We start from the raw sequence: 22724 nt of genomic DNA on the forward strand, positions 1-22724 counted from the left end.
GAGGTCAGGCTGAAATGCGGAAGCCGGAATTCAGGGGTATTTGGCGCAATGCCGATAATCGCGGGTGCGATAGCATTGGTCGAGGAAATTGTGCCTAAACAATAGGCGGTGACAGTGGACAAAGCAAGGGCGTAGCGGGCGTCTGGCGATAGCCATGCGAGGACTGGAAAGGACGTCCATGCCCCCGTTTGCGCGTGGGCATACAGGACAGCCGGAGCAGGGAGACAACGCGCCCATGGCCTTCTTCGCCACCGTGCGGCGGCACATGGGAATGCCAATACGGCGAAGCGCATCGCATCTTATGCGTCGGTAAAAAATGAACACCGGCAAATGAAAAAAGCCCAAGACCTTTTCAGATCTTGGGCTTTTTCGTAATGCTGGTGGCCTGGGACGGAATCGAACCGCCGACACAAGGATTTTCAATCCTCTGCTCTACCGACTGAGCTACCGGGCCAAAGAAGCGAAATCATAGCAGCGCATTTTGAATCAGTCAAGCGCTGCGCGCATCACCGCATCATTGTTCTGCTGGCTCCGGCTTATTGCGGCCGAGTTCCACGCCGAGTTGCTTGAGCTTGCGGTACAGGTGGGTACGTTCGAGGCCGGTTTTCTCGGCGACGCGGGTCATGCTGCCGTGTTCGCGCAGCAAGTGGTATTCGAAATAAGCGCGCTCAAACAGGTCGCGCGCCTCGCGCAGCGGCATATCGAAGGAGAAGTGCATCTCCGCTTCGGGTAGCCGTTGCGGGGCGCCATTGGCGCTTTCCGCGGCGCTTTCCGCCACTACCGCCGCGATGCCTTCACCACTGCCGTTCGCGGGCAATGCCGTGCCGGCGGCCACGCCTGCGCGTGGCCGCTCGACGCCGCGTGCCAGGCCCTGCTCGACCGCCGACAGCAGCTTTTGCAAGGCAATAGGCTTCTCGAGGAAATTGAGCGCGCCAATCTTGGTCGCCTCCACCGCGGTATCGATGGTGGCGTGCCCCGACATCATGATGACGGGCATGGAGAGCAGGCCCTGGGCCGACCACTCCTTGAGCAGCGTGACGCCGTCGGTATCGGGCATCCAGATGTCAAGCAGCACCAGATCCGGCGTATTGCCGGCACGGTACTCGCGCGCCTTCTGCGCGTTTTCTGCCACTTCGACCACATGGCCTTCGTCGCTGAGGATTTCCGAGAGCAACTCCCGGATACCCATTTCGTCGTCGACTACGAGGATGGTTGCCATACTTCCCCTCTTGACCCTACCGCGGCTTGCCGGGTTCGGGGCCGCACATTGACTATGCCAGTTTAACGAACAGGATGGAGATCTGTGCCCCGATGATCTCGGTGCCCTCCATGCGATTGCGCAACTCGATGCGTGCGCCGTGTTCGTCAATGATCTTCTTCACCATTGCGAGCCCGAGGCCGGTTCCCTTGGCCTTGGTGGTCACATACGGTTCGAACGCGCGACTAAGGATGCGCGGGGCGAAACCAGGACCGTTATCCGCAATGGTGAGCTTGACGGCCTGCCGGTCTTCGCCGGCAGAATCTTTGTATTCTACAGTCTCGGTGTGCAGAGCGATATGGGGCGCCATTCTGGCCGCCGAAACGTTGTCCGACACGGCATCCTGCGCGTTTTGCAGCAGGTTGTGAATCACCTGGCGCAACTGGGTCGGATCGCCCTTGATTTCAGGCAGGCTGGCAGCCAGCGACGGATGGATCACCGCATGCTCGTGGGGGCCGGTGTCGTCGATGCCGTAGAGGTGCAGCACTTCCGCCACCAGGCCGTTGATCTGCAGTGACTGCAGCAGCGCTGGCGGCGTGCGCGCGTAGTCGCGGAAGTCGTCGACCATGCGCTTCATGGCCTGCACCTGGTTGACGATTGTGGTGGCGCCGCGCTTGAGCACGTCCACGTCGTGGCCTTCCAGCTTTGGCGAGAGCTTCATCTGCAGGCGCTCGGCCGAGAGCTGGATCGGGGTCAGCGGGTTCTTGATCTCGTGCGCAAGGCGCCGCGCCACTTCGCCCCAGGCCACGGAGCGTTGAGCGGAAATCACATCCGAGATATCGTCGAACACCACCACGTAGCCGGGCTCGCCTTGCTCGTCGCCCCGTCCGCCGGGCAGGCGCGCGCCGCGCACCAGCAGCGTGAGCGGTTGTTCCTCATCGCCCTGCGGCAGTTCGATCTGCTTTTGCCAGTGCTGCGCGCCACCCAGCATTTCACTGGTGGTCTGCTCCGAAAAGGCCTGCCGCACGATGTCGCCGAATGCGCCGAGCACCGGGATGCTGTCGATGGGCTGTCCCAGCGCGCCGGCGAAGGGCTGGCGGAAAATGCGCTCGGCGCCGGGATTGGCGGTGATCAGGACGAAGCGGCGGTCGAACACAAACACGCCGGCGGTGAGGTTCTGCAGCACGCTTTCGAGATACGCCGTCGATTTTTCGAGCGCGCTGCGGTTCTGTTCCACCGCGATGCGCGCTTCCGAGAGCTGGCGCGTCATCATGTTGAACTGCTGTGTCAGCATGCCGAGCTCGTCACGGCTCTTGAGTTCGCGCTTGGGCGAGAGATCGCCCTCTGCCACTTCCTTGGTCCCTTGCAACAGCATCAGCAGCGGCCGCGCCAGCTGGCCGCCGAGCAGCAGCGCCAGCATCACGGCAATGAACACCGCCAGGAACAGCGTGAGCGTGAGCGTGCCGATATACATCTTGCGCAGGCCGGTACGGCCAAGCGCCTTCTCCTGGTACTCCTGGTAGGCCCGCTGGACTTCGTCGGCATTGCGCGCCAACGCCGCCGGCACCGGATGCACGACTTGCAGATAGCGTTCCTCGCGCACCGTGTCGCCCACCAGCCCGAAGCCGGAAGAAGCCGCGTCTTCCGGGCGGCGTTCCACGGCCAGCCCCGAGCCCGCCCAGCGGCTGGCTGCATTCAGGGGCTGCTTTGCCGCCGGGCCGCTGGCGCTTTCCGCGAGGGTTTGCGCATTGGTCTGCGCGGTGGGCGCGGGGCCAAGCGGCACAATGACGCGCAGCCGGTACAAGTGGCCGCCATCGGTTCGTTCGGGCTTGTGGCGGCCGTCCACCACCGGATCGGAGCCACCCTCCACCGCGGCGTAGCCGCCGGCCAGCCGCGCCTGCTCGGCCAGCACGCCGGAAGGCAGGTCGGGCACCAGCGAGGCATAGTTGCTCGAGGCGGTGGCGATCACACGGCCGCTGCCGGTAAAGATGGCGGCTTCCTGCACGCCGTATTGCTCGCGCAACCGGTTGAGCTGCAGCGAGGTGGCGACATTCGACGAGCTGGCGATCTGGTCGGCCATCAGCCGCGCCTTGCCTTGCAGGTCGGACAGCGAACTGTCGATGGTCGAGCGTCCAAGATTCAGGCCGGCCTCGAGCGCGGTTTCCACGCGCACATCGAACCAGGACTCGATGCTGCGCGAGACGAACTGCAGCGACACCAGGTAGATCAGCACGCCGGGCAGCACGCCCACCACGCCGAAGAACACCGCGAGCTTGGTCATCAGCCGCGTGCCGAACTTGCCGCGGCGGTAGCGCAGCCACAAGGTCAGCGCCAGCGCCCCGATGATCAGCACCAGCAGGATGCCGATCACCAGGTTGATCTTGAACAGCAGCGTGAAATACCGGTCGAAGAATTCCGTATTGGCCGAGGCGCCTGCCAGCAGCGCTACCAGCACCAGTGCCAGGAACACGATGATGCCGGCCACGACGCGGTAAAGCACGCGCCGGAAACGGCTGTCCCAAAGGCTGGGGGCGGTGCTCATGGCTGGCCCGCGGCCGGCTGCACCAGGGTATTGGGGGAGAGCACGGTCGATACGGTCTGCGCGAACGGTACCGCGCGCGTTTCGCCGGCCACTGCCGCGGACGCGGCGGATGCCGGTCCTGGCACGGGGGGCGGCACCGGTACTGGCAACACCGGCGGTGGCGTGGGCGCGGGGGGCTGCGGGAACTCGGTGGGTACAGTGAAATTAAAGCGGCGCCATTCCGATGCCAGGTTCCATTCGCGCGTATTGACGGCGTTGATCTGGAACGGCTTGGGCAGTTGCGTCAGGTCCAGGCGCATGCGCGTTTCGGCCTGGTAGGTCTCGCCCGGCTTGACCATATTGCGCTCGAACACGCGCCAGCCACGCACGCGCTGGATGAATTGCAGCGCGCCCTTTAGCCGCATGAACGGCAGCTGCAGGCCGCCGGTGGAAACGCGGTACTGCCGCGTGAGCGGATGGTAGGACAGCCGCACGCTGCGGCTGGCATTGACCGGTTTTTCATCGAACCAGTACCAGCGCGGACGGGTGAGCTGGAAATCGACCACGAAATACAGAGAGATACCTTTGTTCAGCGCGTCTTCGAGCGGTGGCGGCAATTCGAAATCGAAGCTCGCGGCAAGATCGAAGCCGCCGTCCTGGTACTCGATGCGCGCTTCGTTGACTTCGATGCCATCGGCGCGCGCCGCTCCCGACAACACCATCAGTGCCATCAGCACGCACAGCATGATCGCCGACGCAAGCCGCCAGGCTGCCAGCCAGGTACGCGCCTTGCGCGCGGCGCCGACTATTGCACTACCTGCCGCCACGGGCACGTACGCACTGTCGTCAGGGACGCGAAGGACGAACAAGCGAAGCGGGCTCGGCATTGGGATCGATACGGATCGGTCAGGGTCGTTTCTGGAAGCGGGCGTAGAAGAAGCCATCGTGGTCGGTGGGCAGGCCTTCCTGGCTGGCATTGCCGCCGCCGGCCACCTGGTCCTTGTTGCCAGGCAGCATCTGGCCGGGTGCCTGCAATCGTATCGCATCTGGTAGCTGTGCACCAAACCAGCGCGCCTGCTCTTCCCCCTCCGTTGGGAAAATAGAACAGGTGACATAAACCAGGATGCCGCCCGGCTTGAGCAGGCTCCAGAGCTGCGACACGATGCGCCGTTGCTCGGTCACCAGGCGGGGAATGTCCACCTCGCGGCGCAGCCAGCGGATATCCGGATGGCGGCGCACGATGCCCGAAGCGGAACAAGGCACGTCGGCGAGGATGCGATCGTATTGGCGGTTATCCCACCAGTCCTGCGGGCGGCTCGCGTCGCCCACTACCACGGTGGCTTGCTGACCCAGGCGCGCGAGGTTCTCGTCGATGCGCGTGGCACGCTGGCCATCGCTCTCGAGCGCCGTCACCTCGACCTTGGCCAATTCCAGGATGTGGCCGGTCTTGCCGCCGGGCGCTGCGCAGGCATCGAGCACGCGCTGACCGTCGGCAAGGTCCAGCAGCGGCGCGGCCAGTTGCGCGCCTGCGTCCTGCACCGAAACGTCTCCCTCGGCAAAGCCGGGGATCTGCGACACGGGAAACGCGCGCACCAGCCTGACCGCCTGCGGACCGATGGCCACGCCAGCCATGCCGGCGTTGGCCACGCGCTTGAGATACTCGGCGACCGTGACCCGCGCGGTATTGACGCGCAGGGTCATGGGCGGACGCACGTTGGCGCTTTCGGCCAGCGCGGTCCACTGGTCCGGGTAAGCCTTGCGCAGCGCGTCCAGCCACCATGCGGGCAGGTTCCAGCGCGCCTCGTCGTCCTGGCGCACTTCGGCCAGCAGCGCCTTGCGCTCGCGCAGGAAACGGCGCAGCACGGCGTTCACCAGCCCGCGCGCATGAGCCGTCTTGGGCTCGGAGGCGGCGGCGCTGACGGCCTGGTCCACCACGGTGAACTCCGTATAGCCGCCCTCACCCTGCTCATCCTCGACCAGCAGCGCCAGGGCCACCGCCAGCAGCGAATCCACCAGCGCGCCGGGCGGCCGGGTCACCAGTTTGGTGACCAGCGCGCGCGCCGTGCCGAACTGGCGCATGGTACGGTAAGCCAGGTCCTGCAAGGCGCCGCGCGTGGCCGCGTCGCGCACGCGGTCCAGGCGGTATTGCGCGGCGGCGTTGTCGATGGCCAGCGGCAGCGCGCTGCCTTCGTTGACGCCGCGTACGGCGGCCGCGGCGGCGAGCATCTGGAAGGCGAGTGATTCGTGTGGCAGGCGCATGACAGTGAGGCAGTGAGACGGTAACGCGGGGTGGCAAAGGCAAGCCGCAAGCGGCGTGGACTGGCGGCAAGGCCGGGCGGGGCCGGAAAAAACACTGCCCGCCGCTTCGAAGGGAAGCACGGCGGGCAGTTTACCCTGTATGTGCCCAGGGCCGGCTTTTTTGCGCCCGGCTGGCCGGCGCCTGGAGCAACGGGACGGCTTGAACCGACCCTAAACCGGGTAGACGCCGGTCTGGGCCATCTGCATCAGCCGTGCCACGCGCTCCTCGGTGGCCGGGTGGGTCGAGAACAGGTTGGCGATGCCGCTGCCCGAGAGCGGGTTCATGATCATCATCTGCGCGGTCGCGGGGTGCGCTTCCGCGGTCTGGAAGGGAATGCCCTGGGCATAGCGGTGGATCTTGTCGAGCGCCATCGCCAGCGCCTGAGGATCGCCGCTGATCGTGGCGCCGCCACGGTCGGCCTCGAACTCGCGGGCGCGCGAGATCGCCATCTGGATCAGCGAGGCCGCCAGCGGCGCCAGGATTGCCACGGCGATGCTGGCGATGGGATTGGAGCGGTTGCCGTTCTCGTCGCGCCCGCCGAAGAACATGGCGAAGTTGGCCAGTGCGGCAATCGCGCCGGCCATGGTGGCGGCAATGGTCGAGATCAGGATGTCGCGGTGCTGCACGTGGGCCAGCTCGTGCGCCATCACGCCGCGCAGCTCGCGCTCCGACAGCACGCGCAGGATGCCGGTGGTGGCGGCGACGGCCGCATGCTCAGGATTACGGCCGGTGGCAAAGGCATTGGGCGCGTCCTCGTTGATCAGGTACACGCGCGGCATCGGCAACTGGGCGCGCTGCGCCAGCTCCTGCACCATGCCATAGAACTGCGGCGCCGTGCTCGCGTCGACTTCCTGCGCGTTGTACATGCGCAGGACCATCTTGTCCGAGAACCAGTAAGAGAAGAAGTTCATGCCCAGCGCCATGATCAGCGCGAACATCATGCCGCTGCGGCCGCCGATCATGCCGCCGATGACGATGAACAGCGCCGTGATGGCTGCCATCAGCATGAAGGTCTTGACCCAGTTGAACATTGTCGTGATCTCCGAAAAAATCATCCTCGCGCGCGCACCCGGTGGCCGGGCTGGCCAGGCCTGCGAAGCGCGACGCGGTGATGATTAGATGGTACCCCTGGGCGGAAATTCAACCGTGGGGTGCCTAAAAATAGAGCAATACCACAGTTAGCGACGCCTTCGGCCGTTTGTCCGCCAGCGGGGGCTCAGCGCTGAGCCAGCGCCAGGCGGACACCCAGCCCGATGAACGCGGCGCCAACAATGCGATCCAGCCAGCACTTTAGCCGGGGCGCCTCGCTAGCGCGGCGGGTCAGGGTGCCCGCCATCCATGCGACCAGGCCGTTCCAAAGCGTCGACATCAGCACCATGACGCCGCCCAGTGCCAGGAATGCCAGGGCCTGATGTCCGGCATGACGGTCGACGAACTGCGGAAAGAAGGAAATGAAGAACAGGATCACCTTCGGATTCAGCACATTGGTCAGGAAGCCCTGCATGAACAAGGCGCGCAGGCCGTGCGTACCCGGTTGCGCGGCGGGGGCCGCGCTTGCCTCCCGGGGCGCCGATTGCTGCCAGATGAGGCGCAGCCCCAGCCACACCAGATAGGCCGCGCCGGCAAACTTGATCACGGTAAAGGCAGTGGCCGACGCCGCCAGCAGGGCGGTCAGGCCAAAGGCGATGGCCAGCGAGTGCACGCAGCAGCCGGCGCTGACGCCGAGCGCCGAGACCACGCCCGCCGCCCTGCCCTGCGCCACGCTGCGCCCGACGATGTAGGCGGTGTCCGGTCCGGGTGTCACATTGAGCAGCAACACAGCGCCGACGAACAGGGGGAAGTCAGTAATACCGAGCATGGGATTCCTGGCTGCTGGATTGGCAATGGCGGGCAGGCGCCGGTTATGCCGTGCCTTCCGGCACGGCGCAGCGGGTGCCAGCCGGCAGCGGCATGCCCTGCAGGAACTGCTGGGCCGGCAGCCTGCGGCCGCCCGGCTTCTGCAGCTCGGCCACGCGCAGCGCGCCCTCACCGCAGGCGATCACCACGCCGTCGGCATCCGCGGCCAGCACTGTGCCCGGCGCCTGCCGCAGACCGGGCACGGCCTCCGTCGCCTGGGCCTGCCAGCACTTGATGACGGTCTGGCCGACCTGCACGGTGGCGCCTGGGAAGGGATTGAAGGCGCGCACCTGGCTGGCCAGTGCCGTGGCCGGGCGGCGCAGGTCCAGCGGCGCTTCTTCCTTGGCGATCTTTTCGGCATAGGTGACGCCCTCGGCAGGCTGCGGCGTGCCGGGCAGCGGCTGGCCAGCGGCGAGCCGGCGCAGCGCGTCCACCACCATGCGGCCGCCCAGCGCGGCCAGCGTGTCGTGCAGCGTGCCGGTGGTGTCGTCGGGCCCGATCGGCACCGTTTCGCCCTGGATCATCGCGCCGGTATCCAGGCCTTCGTCCATCTGCATCAGCGTGATGCCGGTTTGCGCGTCGCCGGCCTCGATGGCGCGATGGATGGGCGCCGCGCCGCGCCAGCGCGGCAGCAGCGAGGCATGGATATTGAGGCAGCCGTGGCGCGGCAACGCCAGCACCTCGGCTGGCAGGATCAGGCCGTAGGCGGCCACTACCATGACGTCCGGCGCAAGCTGCGCCAGCGTATCCACCGCGGCGCCGGCTTCCTCCGGGTACTTACCGTTGCGGCGCAGGGACCGCGGCTGCAGCACCGGGCCCAGACCATGCTCCAGCGCGTACTGCTTGACGGGGCTGGCCTGCAGCTGCATGCCGCGGCCCGCCGGGCGGTCGGGCTGGCTGAGCACGGCCACGACGGGGAAGCCGGCCTCATGGATGGCCTGGAGCGCCACGCGGGCGAATTCGGGCGTGCCGGCAAAGGCTACGCGCAGCGCTTGGGTTGGGCTTGCGGCTTGGGACATGGCGCGCTCCGGCATAAAGCGGCACCGGCCGCATCAGCGGCCGGCAACTTGATTCATCGGGAAGGCAATACGATAGCAGACCGGTGCCGGGGCGTCCGGGCGCGGCTACCTTACATGCGGGTGCGTTCGCGCTTGTGCAGCTTGACCAGCTTGGACTTGATACGCTGAAGCTTGAGCGGTGACAGGTACTCGACGAAGACCTTGCCCTTGAGGTGATCCATCTCGTGCTGGATACACACGGCCAGCAGATCGTCGGCTTCGATCTCGAAGCTCTCGCCCTTTTCGTTGAGGGCTCGCACGCGCACATGGTCCGGGCGTTCCACGCGGTCGTAGACCTCGGGCACCGACAGGCAGCCCTCTTCCGATACCTTGCGGGTCTCGCTGGACCAGACGATTTCCGGGTTGATGAAGACTTGCAGCGCGTCGCGGGTTTCGGAGATGTCGATCACCACCACCTGCTCGTGCACGTCCACCTGGGTTGCGGCCAGGCCGATGCCCGGTGCTTCGTACATGGTCTCGGCCATGTCCTGCACCAGCTTGCGGATGCGGTCGTCCACCACGGCAACCGGTTTTGCCACGGTATGCAGGCGGGGATCGGGGTAGGTCAGGATATCGAGTTTAGCCATGATGCTGGGGCGCAACGCCTGCCGCTCACACATGTGACCCGCGCGTTGCGGCTACGGGTGTTTACATGCAGAATCGGGGCGCAAGTACAAAAATTCAAGGCGCGCCGCAACAGGCACGCTCTCCAGGGTCAATCCGGCTGTTCTGCCAGCCGGTTCGAGAAAATGCGCGATCTTACCAAAGAACACCAGGCGGCGCCGGGCCGCAGGCTGCACGCGTTTGCCCGATTGATGTTGTGTGCGGCTGGCATCACTGCCGCCGCCGGGGCGCCAGTCCATGCCGCTGAGCTTACCGTCACCCCTGCCCAGCTGGCCCAGGCCACTGTCACCGGGCAGCAAGGCATACCCGCCACCGACCTGGCACCGGACGCGCCACAGCAGTACGTGGTGCGCGGTGGCGACACGCTCTGGGGCATATCGGGCCGCTTCCTGCGCCAGCCCTGGCGCTGGCCCGAGCTGTGGGGCATGAACCGGCAGCAGATCCACAATCCTCACCTGATCTATCCCGGCCAGGTCCTGTACCTGATTCAGCGCGACGGACGCGCCTGGCTCTCGACCAGCCCGGACGCCGGCGGCACGGTGCGCCTCACGCCGGGCGTGCGCGGCGAGGGTGGCCCGGAAGGCGCCATCGCCAGCATTCCCGCCAAGGACATCGAGTCCTTCCTGATCCGCCCGCTGGTGGTGGACCAAGGCACGCTGGAGACCTCGGCGCGCATCTTCGCCCTGCCCGAGTCGCGGGTCTACCTGGCCATGGGCGACATCGCCTATGCGCGCGGCATCGCCCCGCCCGAGGCGGTGATCGGCAGCGACTGGCAGGCCTTCAAGCCGGTCAAGCCGATCAAGGACCCCGTCAGCGGTGTTGTGCTGGGCTACGAGGCCGAATACCAGGGCAATGTCCGCGTGTCGCGCCATCCGGAAGGCTTCGACGCGGTGACCACCATCAAGGTGACACAGGCGCAGCAGGAGATGGGCACCGGCACCTTGCTGATGCCCCAGCCCGCGCGCGAGCCGGTGCGCTATGTGCCCCGCGCCCCGGAAGTCGCGCTCGATGGCCGCATCGCGGCGGTCTATGGCGGCGTGCAGTTTGGCGGCGCCAAGCAGGTGGTGGTGCTCAACCTCGGCACCACCGCGGGCCTTGAGCCAGGCCACGTGGTTGCGCTTTCCCGCGCCGGCCAGTTGGTGCCCGATCGTACCGACGGCAATCGCCCCATCCTGCTGCCCGACGAGCGCTACGGCCTGGCCTTCGTGTTCCGGGTGTTCCCCGGTGTGGCCTATGCCCTGGTCACCGATGCCACGAACGCGATCGAGGTTGGCGACCGCGTGACCTCGCCACGTTGACCAGGCCAGCAGCAGCCTGCGCCGGTCCGGTGCAGGCGCCGGCCACCACGCGCGACGCCGCGGACATCGAGGCGTGGCTGCGGCTGACGGGCGCGCGCGGCCTCGGTACGGGCGCCCTGCGCCAGTTGCTGGCCGTCTTCGGGCTGCCGCGGCAACTGCTGGCGCAGAGCGTCAGCGCGCTGGCGGCGGTCATCCCCGAGAAGCAAGCGAGCGCCTTGCTGGCCCCGCCCGACGCTACCACCATGGCGCTGGTCGAGCGTACCGTGGCCTGGGCCGCCGAGCCCGGCAACCATGTGGTGACGCTGGCCGACGCAGCCTATCCCCGCCCCTTGCTGGACCTTTCCGACCCCCCGCTGGTGCTGTACATCAAAGGCCGGCTGGACGCGCTTGGCGCTCCGGCCGTCGCCATGGTCGGTGCGCGCAGCGCCACGGTGCAGGGCGTGGAAGATGCGCGGCGCTTCGCCCGCGTGCTGTCCGATGCCGGGCTGGCCGTGGTGTCGGGGCTGGCGCTGGGGATCGATGGCGCTGCCCATGACGGCGCGCTGGCGGGCATCGGCGGCACCGTGGCGGTGATCGGCACGGGTGCCGACCTGGTCTATCCCGCCCGCCATCGCGAGCTGGCCCACCGCATTGCCACCCATGGCGCCATCGTCAGCGAGTTTCCGCTCGGCGCGCCGGGGCGCAGTCATCATTTCCCCCAGCGCAACCGCATCATCGCGGCGCTGGCGCGCGGCGTGCTGGTGGTGGAGGCGGCGGCGCGCTCGGGGTCGCTGATCACGGCGCGGCTGGCCGCCGAAATAGGGCGCGAGGTCTACGCCATTCCCGGCTCGATCCATGCGCCGCTGTCCAAGGGCTGCCACCTGCTGATACGCCAGGGCGCCAAGCTGGTGGAAACCGCGCACGATGTGCTGGAGGAACTCGGTTGGGGCGGCGCCGGTGTCCGGACCGTGTTGCCTGCGCCGATGCCGGCACTGGACGATGTCCTCGGCCTCACGCTTACCCACGATCCCGTCACGCTCGATGCACTGTGCGCCCGCACCGCCCTGCCACCCGAGCAGGTGGCAGCCGTCCTGCTGAACCTGGAACTGGCGGGCGCCGTGGAGCGGCTGCCGGGCAATTTCTATCGCCGGGTAAGCTAGTGGGTGCCGCAAGGCCGGTCGAAGCACGGTTTTCCCCGCGACCGCTACAATCAAACGATTTCCCGTGCCTGAAAAGGCTCATGTTTATCCCGCCATGACCGTTTACTTTCCGGAGCAGGACCCGGGCGCGATCGCCCAGGCGCTGGCAGCGCGTCCGCAAGGCCGCCTGGTCGCGTGCCTGTGCGCGGCCTGGTGCGGCACCTGCGAGACCTACCAGGAGGCGTTCACATCCCTGGCGGCGCGCTTTTCCGGCGATTGCTTCGTGTGGATCGATATCGAAACCCATGCCGACCGGCTGGGCGACCTCGACATCGACAACTTTCCCACGGTGCTGGTGCAGCCGGCCGCAGGGGGCCGGCCGCAGTTCTACGGTACGCTGTTGCCGCATATCGAGGTGCTTGAGCGTATGCTGGCGCGCGGCGCCGCCATGCCGGTGGCGGCCGGGGCCGAGGTGCCGGAAGTGCTGGACTGGCTGGCGCAGGGTGCCGGCGACGGCCTGGATTCGCATTGAAAAAAGAACCGACAGCAACCGCACCGGGCCTGGCCCGCATGCTGGCAACGGCTGTTTGACGAAGGCGCCGGCGGCGTGCTTGCTTGCACCGCCGTCGGAACCGCGCTTATTATTGGCGCCTCAAAGCCCCGAGCTCGCTGTTTACATATAGTGCAGAGCCCTTAGTGGCAATAATTCGCAGGCCGCCAGAGTGCGGCCAGCAAGGACCCGATCCATGTCAAAAGCCCTCATCATCGCGGAAAAGCCATCGGTTGCTGCCGATATAGCCCGTGCCCTCGGGGGCTTTACCAAGCATGACGAATACTTCGAAAGTGATGATTACGTACTTTCGTCGGCCGTCGGCCACCTGGTTGAGATTGCCGCCCCGGACGAATACGAGGTCAAGCGAGGCAAGTGGAGCTTCGCCAACCTGCCGGTGATTCCCCCGCACTTCGATTTGCGCCCGATCGCCAAGACCGAATCGCGCCTGAAGGTGCTCAATCGCCTGATCAAGCGCAAGGATGTCACCGCCCTGGTCAACGCCTGCGACGCGGGGCGCGAAGGGGAGCTGATCTTCCGCCTGATCCAGCAGCATGCCAAGGCCAAGCAGCCGGTGCAGCGCCTGTGGCTGCAGTCGATGACGCCGCAGGCAATCCGCGACGGCTTCGCGCGCCTGCGCGACGACGCCGACATGATGCCGCTGGCCGATGCCGCGCGCTGCCGCTCCGAGGCCGACTGGCTGGTGGGTATCAACGGCACGCGCGCCATGACCGCCTTCAACAGCAAGGGCGGCGGCTTCTTCCTGACCACAGTTGGCCGGGTGCAGACCCCTACCCTGTCGATCGTGGTGGAGCGCGAGGAGAAGATCAAGAAGTTTGTCCCGCGCGATTACTGGGAAGTGCGCGCCGAGTTCATCGCCGCCGCCGGCCTGTACGAAGGGCGCTGGTTCGATCCCAAGTTCAAGAAGAACGAGTTCGATCCCGAGGCGCGCGAGTCGCGCCTGTGGAGCGAGGCCGAAGCCAAGAGCATCGTGGCGGCCTGCCGTGACAAGACCGGCACCGTCACCGAAGAGTCCAAGCCTTCCACGCAGCAGTCGCCGGCGCTGTTCGACCTGACCACGCTGCAGCGCGAGGCCAACTCGCGTTTCGGTTTCTCGGCCAAGAACACGCTTGGCCTGGCGCAGGCGCTGTACGAAAAGCACAAGGTGCTGACCTACCCGCGTACCGACGCGCGCGCGCTGCCAGAGGACTACATGGACACGGTCAAGCAGACCATGGACATGCTTGCCGAGAGCTCGCCCAACTACCTGCCGCATGCCAAGAAGGTGCTGGCGAGCGGCTGGGTCAAGCCGAACAAGAAGATCTTCGACAACAGCAAGATCAGCGATCACTTCGCTATCATCCCGACGCTGCAGGCCCCGAAGAACCTCTCGGAGCCGGAGCAGAAGCTGTATGACCTGGTGGTGCGCCGCTTCCTGGCGGTGTTCTTCCCGGCGGCCGAGTTCCAGGTCACCACGCGGATTACCGAAGTGGCCGGCCATCATTTCAAGACCGAGGGCAAGGTCCTGGTCAATCCGGGCTGGCTGGTGGTCTATGGCCGCGAAGCCCAAGGCGACGACGCCAACCTGGTGGCGGTGGCCAAGGACGAGCGCGTCAAGGTCGACAAGGTCGACAGCTTTGGCCTGACCACCAAGCCGCCGGCGCGATACAACGAAGCCACGCTGCTCTCCGCCATGGAAGGCGCAGGCAAGCTGGTGGACGACGACGCGCTGCGCGAGGCCATGGCCGGCAAGGGCCTGGGCACGCCAGCCACGCGCGCGGCCATCATCGAAGGCCTGCTCGCCGAGAAATACCTGGTGCGCGAGGGCCGCGAACTGATCCCCACCGCCAAGGCCTTCCAGCTGATGACGCTGCTGCGAGGCCTGGGCGTGCTCGAACTGACCCAGGCTGAGCTGACCGGTGAATGGGAGCACAAGCTGTCGCAGATCGAGCGCGGCGGCCTCAAGCGCGACGAGTTCATGCGCGAGATCGCGCAGATGACGCAGCAGATTGTCAAGCGCGCCAAGGAGTACGACAGCGACACCATCCCGGGCGACTACGCCACGCTGGCCACGCCGTGCCCGCAGTGCGGCAGCCAGGTCAAGGAGAACTACCGCCGCTTTGCCTGCACCGCTTGCGAGTTCTCGATCAGCAAGATCCCGGGCGGCCGCCAGTTCGAGATCGACGAGGTCGAAGAGCTGCTGCTGAAGAAGGAAATCGGTCCGCTGCAAGGCTTCCGCAGCAAGATGGGCCGGCCCTTCGCCGCCATCCTGAAGCTGGGCAAGGACGACGAAGGCCATTACAAGATGGAATTCGACTTCGGCCAGAACGACGACGATAACGATGGCGAGCCGGTCGATTTCAGCGGCCAGGAACCGGTTGGCACCTGTCCCAAGTGCAGTGGCTCGGTGTTCGAGCATGGCATGAAGTACGTGTGCGAGAACTCGGTTGCCAGTCCCAAGTCTTGCGACTTCACGACTGGCAAGATCATCCTGCAGCAGGAGATCTCGCGCGAGCAGATCGGCAAGCTGCTGGGCGCGGGACGCACGGATTTGCTGACGGGATTCAAGTCATCGCGCACCGGGCGCAATTTCAAGGCCTTCCTGGTCAAGCAGCCTGATGGCAAGATCGGCTTCGAGTTCGAAGCCCGCGAGCCCAAGGCAGGTGCGAAGACGGCTGCCAAGACCGCTTCCGCCAAGGCGGGCGGCGAGGACGTTCAGGACGCTGAAACGGCGAGCAAGGCCAAGGCACCAGCCAAGAAGGCGGCTGCCGTGAAGAAGGCGCCCGCAGCCAAGAAGGCCGCAGCCAAGGCGCCGGCGGCCAAGCGTGCTACCGGCAAGTCGCGCGCCGGCGGCGAGGCCACCGCCGACGCCGAGGAGTGAGCCGCCGCGGAACCGGCTTCGCGCCGGTTCCGCGAATCCTGTCCTTGCGCCAGTCTCGATCCTTTACTGATCGTTGCCGCGGATCTTGCCTTCTTCCAGCAGGAAGTCGATAAAGGCGCGGACCTTGGTCGGCAGGAACTTGCGGCTGGGATAGACCACGCTGACATCGCGCCGAGGCAGTCGGTATTGCTGGAGGATGTGCGTCAACCGCCCTGATTCGATATTCGGCCGCGCCAGATAGGCAGACAGCATCGCCACCCCCATATCGGCCAGCGCCGCCTGGTGCGCCAGCTCGGCATTGCTGCACAGCAGGCCAGGCCGGATCGGCACCGTCACCTCGCCCTCCGGCCCCGACAGCGTCCATTCATGCTCCGCGGTGGGAATCCGCATCGCGATACAGCGGTGGTTGGCCAGTTCGTGCGCGTGGCGCAGCGGCGGGTGCTGGCGCAGATAGCCTGGCGAGGCGCACAGGATGATCTCTGCCGAGATCAGCGGGCGCGCCACCAGGTGCGAGCCCAACCCCAGGTCAGACAACACCACGCCTACGTCGCGGCCCTCTTCCACGATATCGACGATACGGTCCGATAAGAGCACATCGAACACCACTTCGGGGTACAGGGCCTGAAAACGCGCCAGCGTGGCCGGGAGCAGGTGCAGGCCGAACATCACCGGCGCCACCAGCCGCAGTGTGCCCGAGAGCGACTGGCTGCGCGCCGTCACTACCGATTCGGCCTCCTCCACGTCTTCCAGGATCTGCTGGCAACGCTGCAGGTAGGTTTCGCCGGCGTCGGTCAGCGACAGGCTGCGGGTAGTGCGATTGAGCAGCCGGGTGCCCAGGTGGCTCTCCAGGTCGGCCACATAACGCGTCACCACCGCATTGGACATTTCCAGTTGTTGCGCTGCACGAGCAAAGCTGCCCAGCTCGACCACTTTGGAAAAGACGCGCATCGATTGCAGCCGGTCCATGACATAGTCTCCAGTCTTGCCCGCGAACTTTTACGAGAAGTGGGTTATTTATTGTTAAAACTACAACTAATCATTGTCGGGGGCAATCTTTATTCATATCAGGGAAATACCTAATATGGAGCCATCGGATGCCGCATTGCAGCGAAGGCTGCTGAGAAGACAAGGCATCCTGCCTGTGGAAAGGACTCAATCATGAAAAACCAACGTTACGCCCTGATCGCCGCTGCCGCCACGCTCGCCGCTGCCCTGACCGCCGCGCCCGCTTTCGCCAAGACCGGCAAGTTCGACCCCTATACCGATGGCGCCCGCGCCACCCAGACCTCGGTTTACAGCAACGGCGGCAGGGCCGGCAAGTTTGACAGCTTCACCGACGGTGCCCGCGCCGGCAAGTTCGACGCATTCACCGATGGCGCCCGCGCCGGCAAGTTCGACCCGTACACCGACGGCGCCAAGGCCGGCAAGTTCGACGTGTTCAGCGACGGCGCAGCAAGCCTGTAAGGCCGCTGGCCAGCCGGCAGGCATCGTCTCTGCCGGCGGTTTTCACCCCTTTCGGCTGATCTCCACAGGCCGACGGGGAGGGAGCGGAAGCTCTCTCCCCGTACTAACCGGAGGACATGCCCGTACCGCGCCGGTACGGGCATGTTTGTTTTTGGGCACCTCATTGTCCGGCATTGCCCCTGCCCTACTATCCCGTCCGCGTGGTGTCCTGCTACGGACGTAGCCTGCAGGTGATGCATCATACGCCCCGATGCTCATCCCTTGCCTTGTCCTCTTTCCTGAAATCTCTGCTGACGGGCCTCGCGGGCATAAAAAAACGGGCCGCGAATGGCCCGTTTTCCTGCCGGCATTGCACACCGGCCGCCTGCGCGCGGGGCAACGGCCCCACCAGGCCGATCAGTCGTCGTGATCGTGATGGTAGTGGCCACGGCCATGCTTGCGCTTGTAGCCGCTGCGGTAATAGCGGTCGTCGCGATAACCGCGGGCGCGCTCGTCCGCATAGGAGTTGCTGCGCGAGACGTTGCCGCCTAGTGCGGCGCCAGCGCCGCCACCTACCGCGGCACCCAGCAGGCCGCCGGTGCGCCCGCCCATGGCGTTGCCTGCTGCCGTACCCGCGCCGCCGCCCAGCGCGCCACCGATGATGGCACCGGTGCGCTCGCGCCGGTTGGAGGTGACCGCGCCGCCAGCGCCGCCGCCTACCGCGCCGCCGATCACGGCACCGGTCGAGCCGCCAAGCGCGCCGCCCACCGCCGCCCCGGCGACACCGCCGAGCGCGCCGCCGAGGGCATTGTTCATATCGCCCGCGAACACCGGCAGCGCGGATGCCGCCAGGGCGATGGCCAGGGTGAAACTGCGAACGGTGTGGCGAGACATGTTCTTTTTCCTTGGGTTAGCAACGATGGCGCAAGTGTAGAGAAGTCGCTCCGGACTTGCTGTAACCACGTGTAAGGCCCTGTAACCCCTGGGGAAACGTAAAACGGGCCGCCTTTTGGGGCGGCCCGTCCACGATGTTACGTGGATATCATGCGGTTCAGCAGCACTTGCCCTGCCCGCCGCCGTAACGCGCTTCCTGGCGTTCGCGGAAGAATGCCTCGTAGCTCATGGGCTCGCGGTCGGGGTGGGTTGACTCCATATGGGCCACATAGGTCTGGTAGTCCGGCAAACCCACCATCAGGCGCAGGGACTGGCCCAGGTAGCGTCCCATGGTTCCAAGTTGCTCAAGCATGCTGGATCTCCTGTTTCCAAATATCGGGTTTGCGCTTGCCAGTGGCTGCCGCGCGAACTCAGGACTGCGCCGAGGCCGAAGCCGGCATCGGTTCGAACGGCGTCTCGCGGTCGGTCGGGCGGTTCACCGCGCGGGCCTTCATGGCGGTCTTGAAACCGTAGAACACGATCGACAGCACCACGAACATGAACAGCGCGCACAGGCCGGCGTCCAGGTAATCGTTGAAGACGATTCGGTGCATCTGCTCCATCGACTTGGCCGGCGCCAGTACCTTGCCCTGGGCGATGGCGTCGCTGAACTTGGCCGCGTGGGTCAGGAAGCTGACCTTGGGATCGGCGTCGAACAGCTTTTGCCAGCCGGCGGTCAGCGTGCAGATCAGTAGCCAGATGGTGGGCACCAGGGTAACCCAGGCGTACTGCCCGCGCTTCATCTTCACCAGCACGCAGGTACCGAGCACCAGCGCCACCGCGGCCAGCATCTGGTTGGAGATGCCGAACAGCGGCCACAACGTGTTGATCCCGCCCAGCGGGTCAACCACGCCCTGGTACAGGAAGTAGCCCCAGAACGACACGGTCAGCGCCGTGGCGATCAGGTTGGCCGGCAGCGAGTCGGTGCGGCGGAACGAGGGCACGAAGCTGCCCAGCAGGTCCTGCAGCATGAAACGGCCGGCACGGGTGCCCGCATCCACCGCGGTCAGGATGAACAGCGCCTCGAACAGGATGGCGAAGTGGTACCAGAACGCCATCATGGCCTGGCCGCCCACCACCTGGTGCAGGATGTGGGCGATGCCCACCGCCAGCGTCGGCGCACCGCCGGCACGCGAGATGATGGTGTTTTCGCCGACATCCTTGGCGGTCTGGATCAGCACGTCCGGGGTGATGACGAAGCCCCAGCCAGATACCACCTGGGCCACGGATTCCGGCGAGGTGCCGATCACGGCCGCCGGGCTGTTCATGGCGAAGTACACGCCCGGTTCGATCACCGAGGCGGCCACCAGCGCCATGATGGCGACGAAGGACTCGGCCAGCATCGCGCCGTACCCGATAAAGCGCATATGCGCTTCGCTTTCCAGCAGCTTGGGCGTGGTGCCCGACGAGATCAGCGCGTGGAAGCCCGATACCGCGCCGCAGGCGATGGTGATGAAGAGGAACGGGAACAGGTTGCCCGACCACACCGGCCCGCCGCCCTTGGCGAACTGCGTGAACGCCGGCATCTTCAGCTCCGGCGCCACGATCAGGATGCCGATGGCCAGCGCGATGATGGTGCCGATTTTCAGGAAGGTGGACAGATAGTCGCGCGGGGCCAGCAGCAGCCACACCGGCAGCACGGCGGCGATAAAACCGTAGATGATCAGCATCCACGTGAGCGCCTTGCCGTCGTAGGTGAACAGCGGCGCCAGCACGGCGCTTTCATGCACATACTGGCCGCCGATGATGGCGAGCATCAGCAGCACGAAACCGATTACCGACACTTCGCCGATGCGGCCCGGGCGGATGTAGCGCGTGTAGATCCCCATGAAAAGGGCGATGGGAATCGTCACCGCCACCGTGAAGGTGCCCCAGGGCGAGTCCGCCAGCGCCTTCACCACGATCAGCGCCAGCACCGCCAGGATGATGATCATGATCAKGAAGSMGCCGAACAASGCGATSRTGCCGGGTAYCKKGCCCATTTCGGACTTGATCAGGTCRCCCAGCGARCGSCCGTYGCGGCGSSTGGAGATGAACAGCACCATGAAGTCCTGTACCGCGCCGGCAAACACCACGCCGGCCAGGATCCACAGCATGCCCGGCATGTAGCCCATCTGCGCCGCAAGCACCGGGCCSACCAGCGGGCCGGCGCCGGCGATGGCGGCAAARTGGTGGCCGAACAGCACGGCCTTGTTGGTCGGCACGTAGTCCAGCCCGTCGTTGTGGCGCCAGGCTGGCGTCATGCGTTTGGGATCCAGCTGCATCACCTTTTCGGCGATGAACTTGCTGTAGTAGCGGTAGGCGATCAGATAGATACAGACCGCGGCGACCACGATCCACAAGGCACTGACGGCTTCGCCGCGAGACAGTGCAACGGTGGCAAAGGCGAAGGCGCCAAGGATGGCGACGGCCAGCCACACCAGGTGTTGCCCGATGCGATTCATGATGAGGATCTCCTCAGACCATTTATTGGGAGCCAGCGGCGGCAGGGCAGGCAAGCAAGCGGGACACGCGGTTGGTGTCCCTGGCGGCGGCGGGCGAAGGGAGGCGGGCGGCACAAGCTGTTCCCTGCCAGATCTTTCGCCGGCGCCCGGTATGTCTCGCAAGTTCCGGTTCCGTCGTCGCAGGCGGGCGATGCAAACAGCTTTGTCGCTGGGCGCACCCACTGCGCAGGACGCATGCAAACCACTGCCGGGCAGAGATCGCGCGTCCGGCGTGTAGTATTGACACCCGTCCCTGGCGGCACAAGCGCGGAACTACGCAGCGGCGCTGCGTGTTACTACGCAGATCGACGATCACATGCCGCTTGCGCGTTATCCGTGTTTACCCCGGTACCGATGAAACTCCGTCAAAAAATCCTGTTGCTGGCCGTCGCGCCGCTCGCCGTCGCCATGCTCGGCATCGCCCTGGCCGTGCGCTACCAGGCCAGCGAACTGGCCCGCCATGAGCGCGTGCTGGTCGAGGCAGCCTACCTGCAAAGCAAGGAAACCGAGCTGCGCCACTACGTGGAACTGGCGCAAAGCGCGATTGCGCCGATGGTGCATTCCGGCCGCATCGATGCCGCCACGCGCGATGCCGCCATGCAGGCGCTGGCGCGCCTCGACTACGGTCCCGATGGCTATTTTTTCCTCTACGACATGCAGGGCCGCAACCTGATGCACCCACGCCAGCCCGAGCTGGTGGGGCAGGATTTGTGGAGCATGCGTGACCCGCAGGGCGCTCTCACCATCCAGAAGCTGATCGCGGCGGCCCGGGCGGGCGGCGGGTCGGTGCGTTACCAGTGGAAGAAGCCCTCCTCGCAGCAACTGGCCCCCAAGCTTGGCTATGTGGTCGCCGTGCCGGAATGGAACTGGATGTTGGGCACGGGCATTTACCTCGACGACGTCGAGCGCACGCTGCGCCAGCTGGATGCGCGGGCGGAGACCGACATCCGGGAAACCATGGCGTGGATCGGCGTGATCGCCGCCATCAGCATCCTGCTGGTCGCCGCCAGCGGGCTCGCCCTCAACGTCAGCGAGCACCGCGAGGCCGACGCCAAGCTCCGGCAACTGGCGCAGCGCGTGGTGCAGTCGCAGGAGGAGGAACGCGCGCGCCTGTCTCGCGAACTGCATGACGGCATCAGCCAACTGCTGGTGTCGGTCAAGTTGCTGCTGGAGACCGCCGCCAACCGCCTGCGCATGGCGCCGGCAGAGGGCACCTCGGTTGCGCCCGTGCTTGGCACGGCGCTGGTCCGTCTGGACACCGTGTTCAATGAAGTGCGCAGGGTGGCTCGCAACCTGCGCCCCGCCCTGCTGGACGACCTCGGCCTGTTCGCCGCGCTTGAGCATCTCGCTCGCGAGATGCAGGAGGGCAGCGGGCTGCAGATCACGGTATCGCGTACCGGCAAGCCGCGCGAACTGGCCGACGAGCAGGCCACCGCGCTGTTCCGCATCGCCCAGGAGGCGCTTACCAATGTGGAGCGTCACGCGCATGCGCGCCATGTCACCCTGGTGCTGGCGTTCGACGCCAACGCTACCCGGCTGACGGTGCAGGATGACGGCGCCGGCTTCGACGTGGCGCGCATGCAGCATGATCCCAAGCGCGGCATTGGCCTGCGCAATCTGCGCGAACGCATTGCCGCGCTGGGCGGCGAGTTCGATATCGTCTCCGCGCCGGGCACGACCCGGCTGCACGCCGCGGTGCCGGTCGTGCCCGCCCCATCGCGGCAGGCCCCCCAAGACTTACCTGGAACTACACACTCATGAGCCATGCACCCGCCCGTGTCCTGCTGATCGACGACCATGCGCTGGTGCGCGACGGCATGCGCATGCGCCTGGGCCTGCAGCCCGAACTCGCGGTAGTGGGCGAAGCCGACGACGGCGAAGCCGCGCTGGCCTGGCTGGCGCACGCCGGCGCCGAGCGCATGCCGGACCTGGTCATCACCGATATCGGCATGCGGGGCATGGGCGGCATCGCGCTGGCTGCCGCTCTGCACGAGGACTATCCCGAACTGGCCGTGCTGATCGTGTCGATGCATGACAACCTCGAATACGTGCGCCAGGCGATCCGTGCCGGCGCGCGCGGCTATGTGCTCAAGGATGCGCCGGCCGACGAGCTGATGGCCGCCATTGCCGCGGTGCTGGCCGGACGCGTCTTCTACAGCGCGCGCATCGCCCGCAGCATGGCCGAGCAGACGCCTGCCGCCGGCCCGCTCGACGCGCTCACTCCGCGCGAGCGGGATATCTTCAACTGCATCGGCCAGGGGCAGGCCAACAAGGACATCGCCGCGGCGCTCGGCGTGTCGGTGCGCACCATCGAGACGCACCGGCTCAACCTGCGGCGCAAGCTCGGCATCGAAGGCCGCGCGGAACTGGTGAAATATGCCGTGGAGCATGGCGATGCGCAGGGCGGCAGCCCGGGCTGACG

19 protein-coding genes and 1 tRNA gene are annotated in these 22724 nt (G+C 66.2%); 7 read left to right on the top strand and 13 right to left on the bottom strand.

All coding sequences use genetic code 11. The annotated features are described in order from the left end of the window. Nucleotides 1-378: 378 nt before the first annotated feature. The 9 genes from AC1DN0_RS09920 to def form a co-directional block, all read right to left on the bottom strand. A tRNA-Phe gene (locus tag AC1DN0_RS09920) sits at nt 379-454 on the bottom strand. A 60-nt stretch (nt 455-514) separates the two neighbouring features. Beyond that, nucleotides 515-1219 carry a response regulator gene (locus tag AC1DN0_RS09925; protein WP_045241983.1) on the bottom strand — a complete coding sequence of 235 codons (705 nt, stop codon included), beginning with the start codon at nt 1217-1219 and terminating at the stop codon, nt 515-517. Nucleotides 1220-1271: 52 nt separating this feature from the next. Beyond that, entirely contained in the window at nt 1272-3740 is a 2469-nt protein-coding gene (locus AC1DN0_RS09930) for a sensor histidine kinase (RefSeq protein ID WP_477103007.1), read from the bottom strand. Beyond that, nucleotides 3737-4606 carry a DUF4390 domain-containing protein gene (locus AC1DN0_RS09935; protein ID WP_441632548.1) on the bottom strand — a complete coding sequence of 290 codons (870 nt, stop codon included), beginning with the start codon at nt 4604-4606 and terminating at the stop codon, nt 3737-3739. Before AC1DN0_RS09935 ends, AC1DN0_RS09930 begins: the two co-directional genes overlap by 4 nt. Nucleotides 4607-4625: 19 nt before the next feature. Next, nucleotides 4626-5978: a 16S rRNA (cytosine(967)-C(5))-methyltransferase RsmB gene (gene rsmB, locus AC1DN0_RS09940; RefSeq protein ID WP_035865621.1), complete on the bottom strand. Its 1353-nt coding sequence runs from the start codon at nt 5976-5978 to the stop codon at nt 4626-4628. A 210-nt stretch (nt 5979-6188) separates the two neighbouring features. Continuing rightward, entirely contained in the window at nt 6189-7049 is an 861-nt protein-coding gene (gene htpX, locus AC1DN0_RS09945; protein WP_035865619.1) for a zinc metalloprotease HtpX, read from the bottom strand. 185 nt (nt 7050-7234) lie between these two features. Beyond that, the gene (locus tag AC1DN0_RS09950) at nt 7235-7876 is read right to left on the bottom strand and encodes a LysE family translocator (RefSeq protein WP_441632551.1); all 642 of its coding nucleotides are present in this window, start codon (nt 7874-7876) and stop codon (nt 7235-7237) included. 43 nt (nt 7877-7919) lie between these two features. Next, on the bottom strand, nt 7920-8933 hold the full coding sequence (gene fmt, locus AC1DN0_RS09955; protein ID WP_477103008.1) for a methionyl-tRNA formyltransferase: 1014 nt from the start codon (nt 8931-8933) through the stop codon (nt 7920-7922). Between the two features lie 110 nt (nt 8934-9043). Beyond that, nucleotides 9044-9559 (bottom strand): peptide deformylase, encoded by a 516-nt coding sequence (gene def / locus AC1DN0_RS09960; protein ID WP_441632555.1) that lies wholly within the window; start codon nt 9557-9559, stop codon nt 9044-9046. Nucleotides 9560-9721: 162 nt separating this feature from the next. Here def and AC1DN0_RS09965 point away from each other — a divergent pair, with 162 nt between their 5' ends. From AC1DN0_RS09965 to AC1DN0_RS09980, 4 genes are all read left to right on the top strand, one after another. After that, a complete protein-coding gene (locus tag AC1DN0_RS09965; protein WP_441637274.1) occupies nt 9722-10894 on the top strand; it encodes a LysM peptidoglycan-binding domain-containing protein in 1173 nt (390 codons plus the stop codon). Then, complete coding sequence (gene dprA, locus AC1DN0_RS09970; RefSeq protein WP_441637270.1) at nt 10891-12033, top strand: DNA-processing protein DprA; 1143 nt, start codon at nt 10891-10893, stop codon at nt 12031-12033. Before AC1DN0_RS09965 ends, dprA begins: the two co-directional genes overlap by 4 nt. Before the next feature lie 94 nt (nt 12034-12127). Further along, a complete protein-coding gene (locus AC1DN0_RS09975) occupies nt 12128-12544 on the top strand; it encodes a thioredoxin family protein (RefSeq protein WP_441637272.1) in 417 nt (138 codons plus the stop codon). A 214-nt stretch (nt 12545-12758) separates the two neighbouring features. After that, nucleotides 12759-15443, top strand: a complete 2685-nt coding sequence (locus AC1DN0_RS09980; protein WP_441637268.1) for a DNA topoisomerase III — start codon at nt 12759-12761, stop codon at nt 15441-15443. 63 nt (nt 15444-15506) lie between these two features. Here the strand turns inward: AC1DN0_RS09980 and AC1DN0_RS09985 are convergent, their stop codons facing one another. Continuing rightward, nucleotides 15507-16409, bottom strand: a complete 903-nt coding sequence (locus tag AC1DN0_RS09985; protein WP_045241972.1) for a LysR family transcriptional regulator — start codon at nt 16407-16409, stop codon at nt 15507-15509. Between the two features lie 192 nt (nt 16410-16601). Here AC1DN0_RS09985 and AC1DN0_RS09990 point away from each other — a divergent pair, with 192 nt between their 5' ends. Next, the gene (locus tag AC1DN0_RS09990; protein WP_441637266.1) at nt 16602-16907 is read left to right on the top strand and encodes a hypothetical protein; all 306 of its coding nucleotides are present in this window, start codon (nt 16602-16604) and stop codon (nt 16905-16907) included. A 396-nt stretch (nt 16908-17303) separates the two neighbouring features. Here AC1DN0_RS09990 and AC1DN0_RS09995 read toward each other — a convergent pair whose 3' ends face one another. The 3 genes from AC1DN0_RS09995 to AC1DN0_RS10005 form a co-directional block, all read right to left on the bottom strand. After that, the gene (locus AC1DN0_RS09995; protein WP_477103009.1) at nt 17304-17780 is read right to left on the bottom strand and encodes a hypothetical protein; all 477 of its coding nucleotides are present in this window, start codon (nt 17778-17780) and stop codon (nt 17304-17306) included. 157 nt (nt 17781-17937) lie between these two features. Next, nucleotides 17938-18132 (bottom strand): YbdD/YjiX family protein, encoded by a 195-nt coding sequence (locus AC1DN0_RS10000; RefSeq protein ID WP_013958452.1) that lies wholly within the window; start codon nt 18130-18132, stop codon nt 17938-17940. A gap of 58 nt (nt 18133-18190) precedes the next feature. Further along, complete coding sequence (locus tag AC1DN0_RS10005; RefSeq protein ID WP_477145685.1) at nt 18191-20263, bottom strand: carbon starvation CstA family protein; 2073 nt, start codon at nt 20261-20263, stop codon at nt 18191-18193. A gap of 393 nt (nt 20264-20656) precedes the next feature. Here AC1DN0_RS10005 and AC1DN0_RS10010 point away from each other — a divergent pair, with 393 nt between their 5' ends. Both AC1DN0_RS10010 and AC1DN0_RS10015 read left to right on the top strand, forming a co-directional pair. Beyond that, entirely contained in the window at nt 20657-22063 is a 1407-nt protein-coding gene (locus AC1DN0_RS10010; protein WP_441634303.1) for a cache domain-containing protein, read from the top strand. Continuing rightward, the gene (locus AC1DN0_RS10015) at nt 22060-22722 is read left to right on the top strand and encodes a response regulator (protein WP_035865578.1); all 663 of its coding nucleotides are present in this window, start codon (nt 22060-22062) and stop codon (nt 22720-22722) included. Before AC1DN0_RS10010 ends, AC1DN0_RS10015 begins: the two co-directional genes overlap by 4 nt. Nucleotides 22723-22724 lie beyond the last annotated feature (2 nt).

The sequence above is a fragment of the Cupriavidus sp. 05N39 genome (assembly GCF_056397325.1).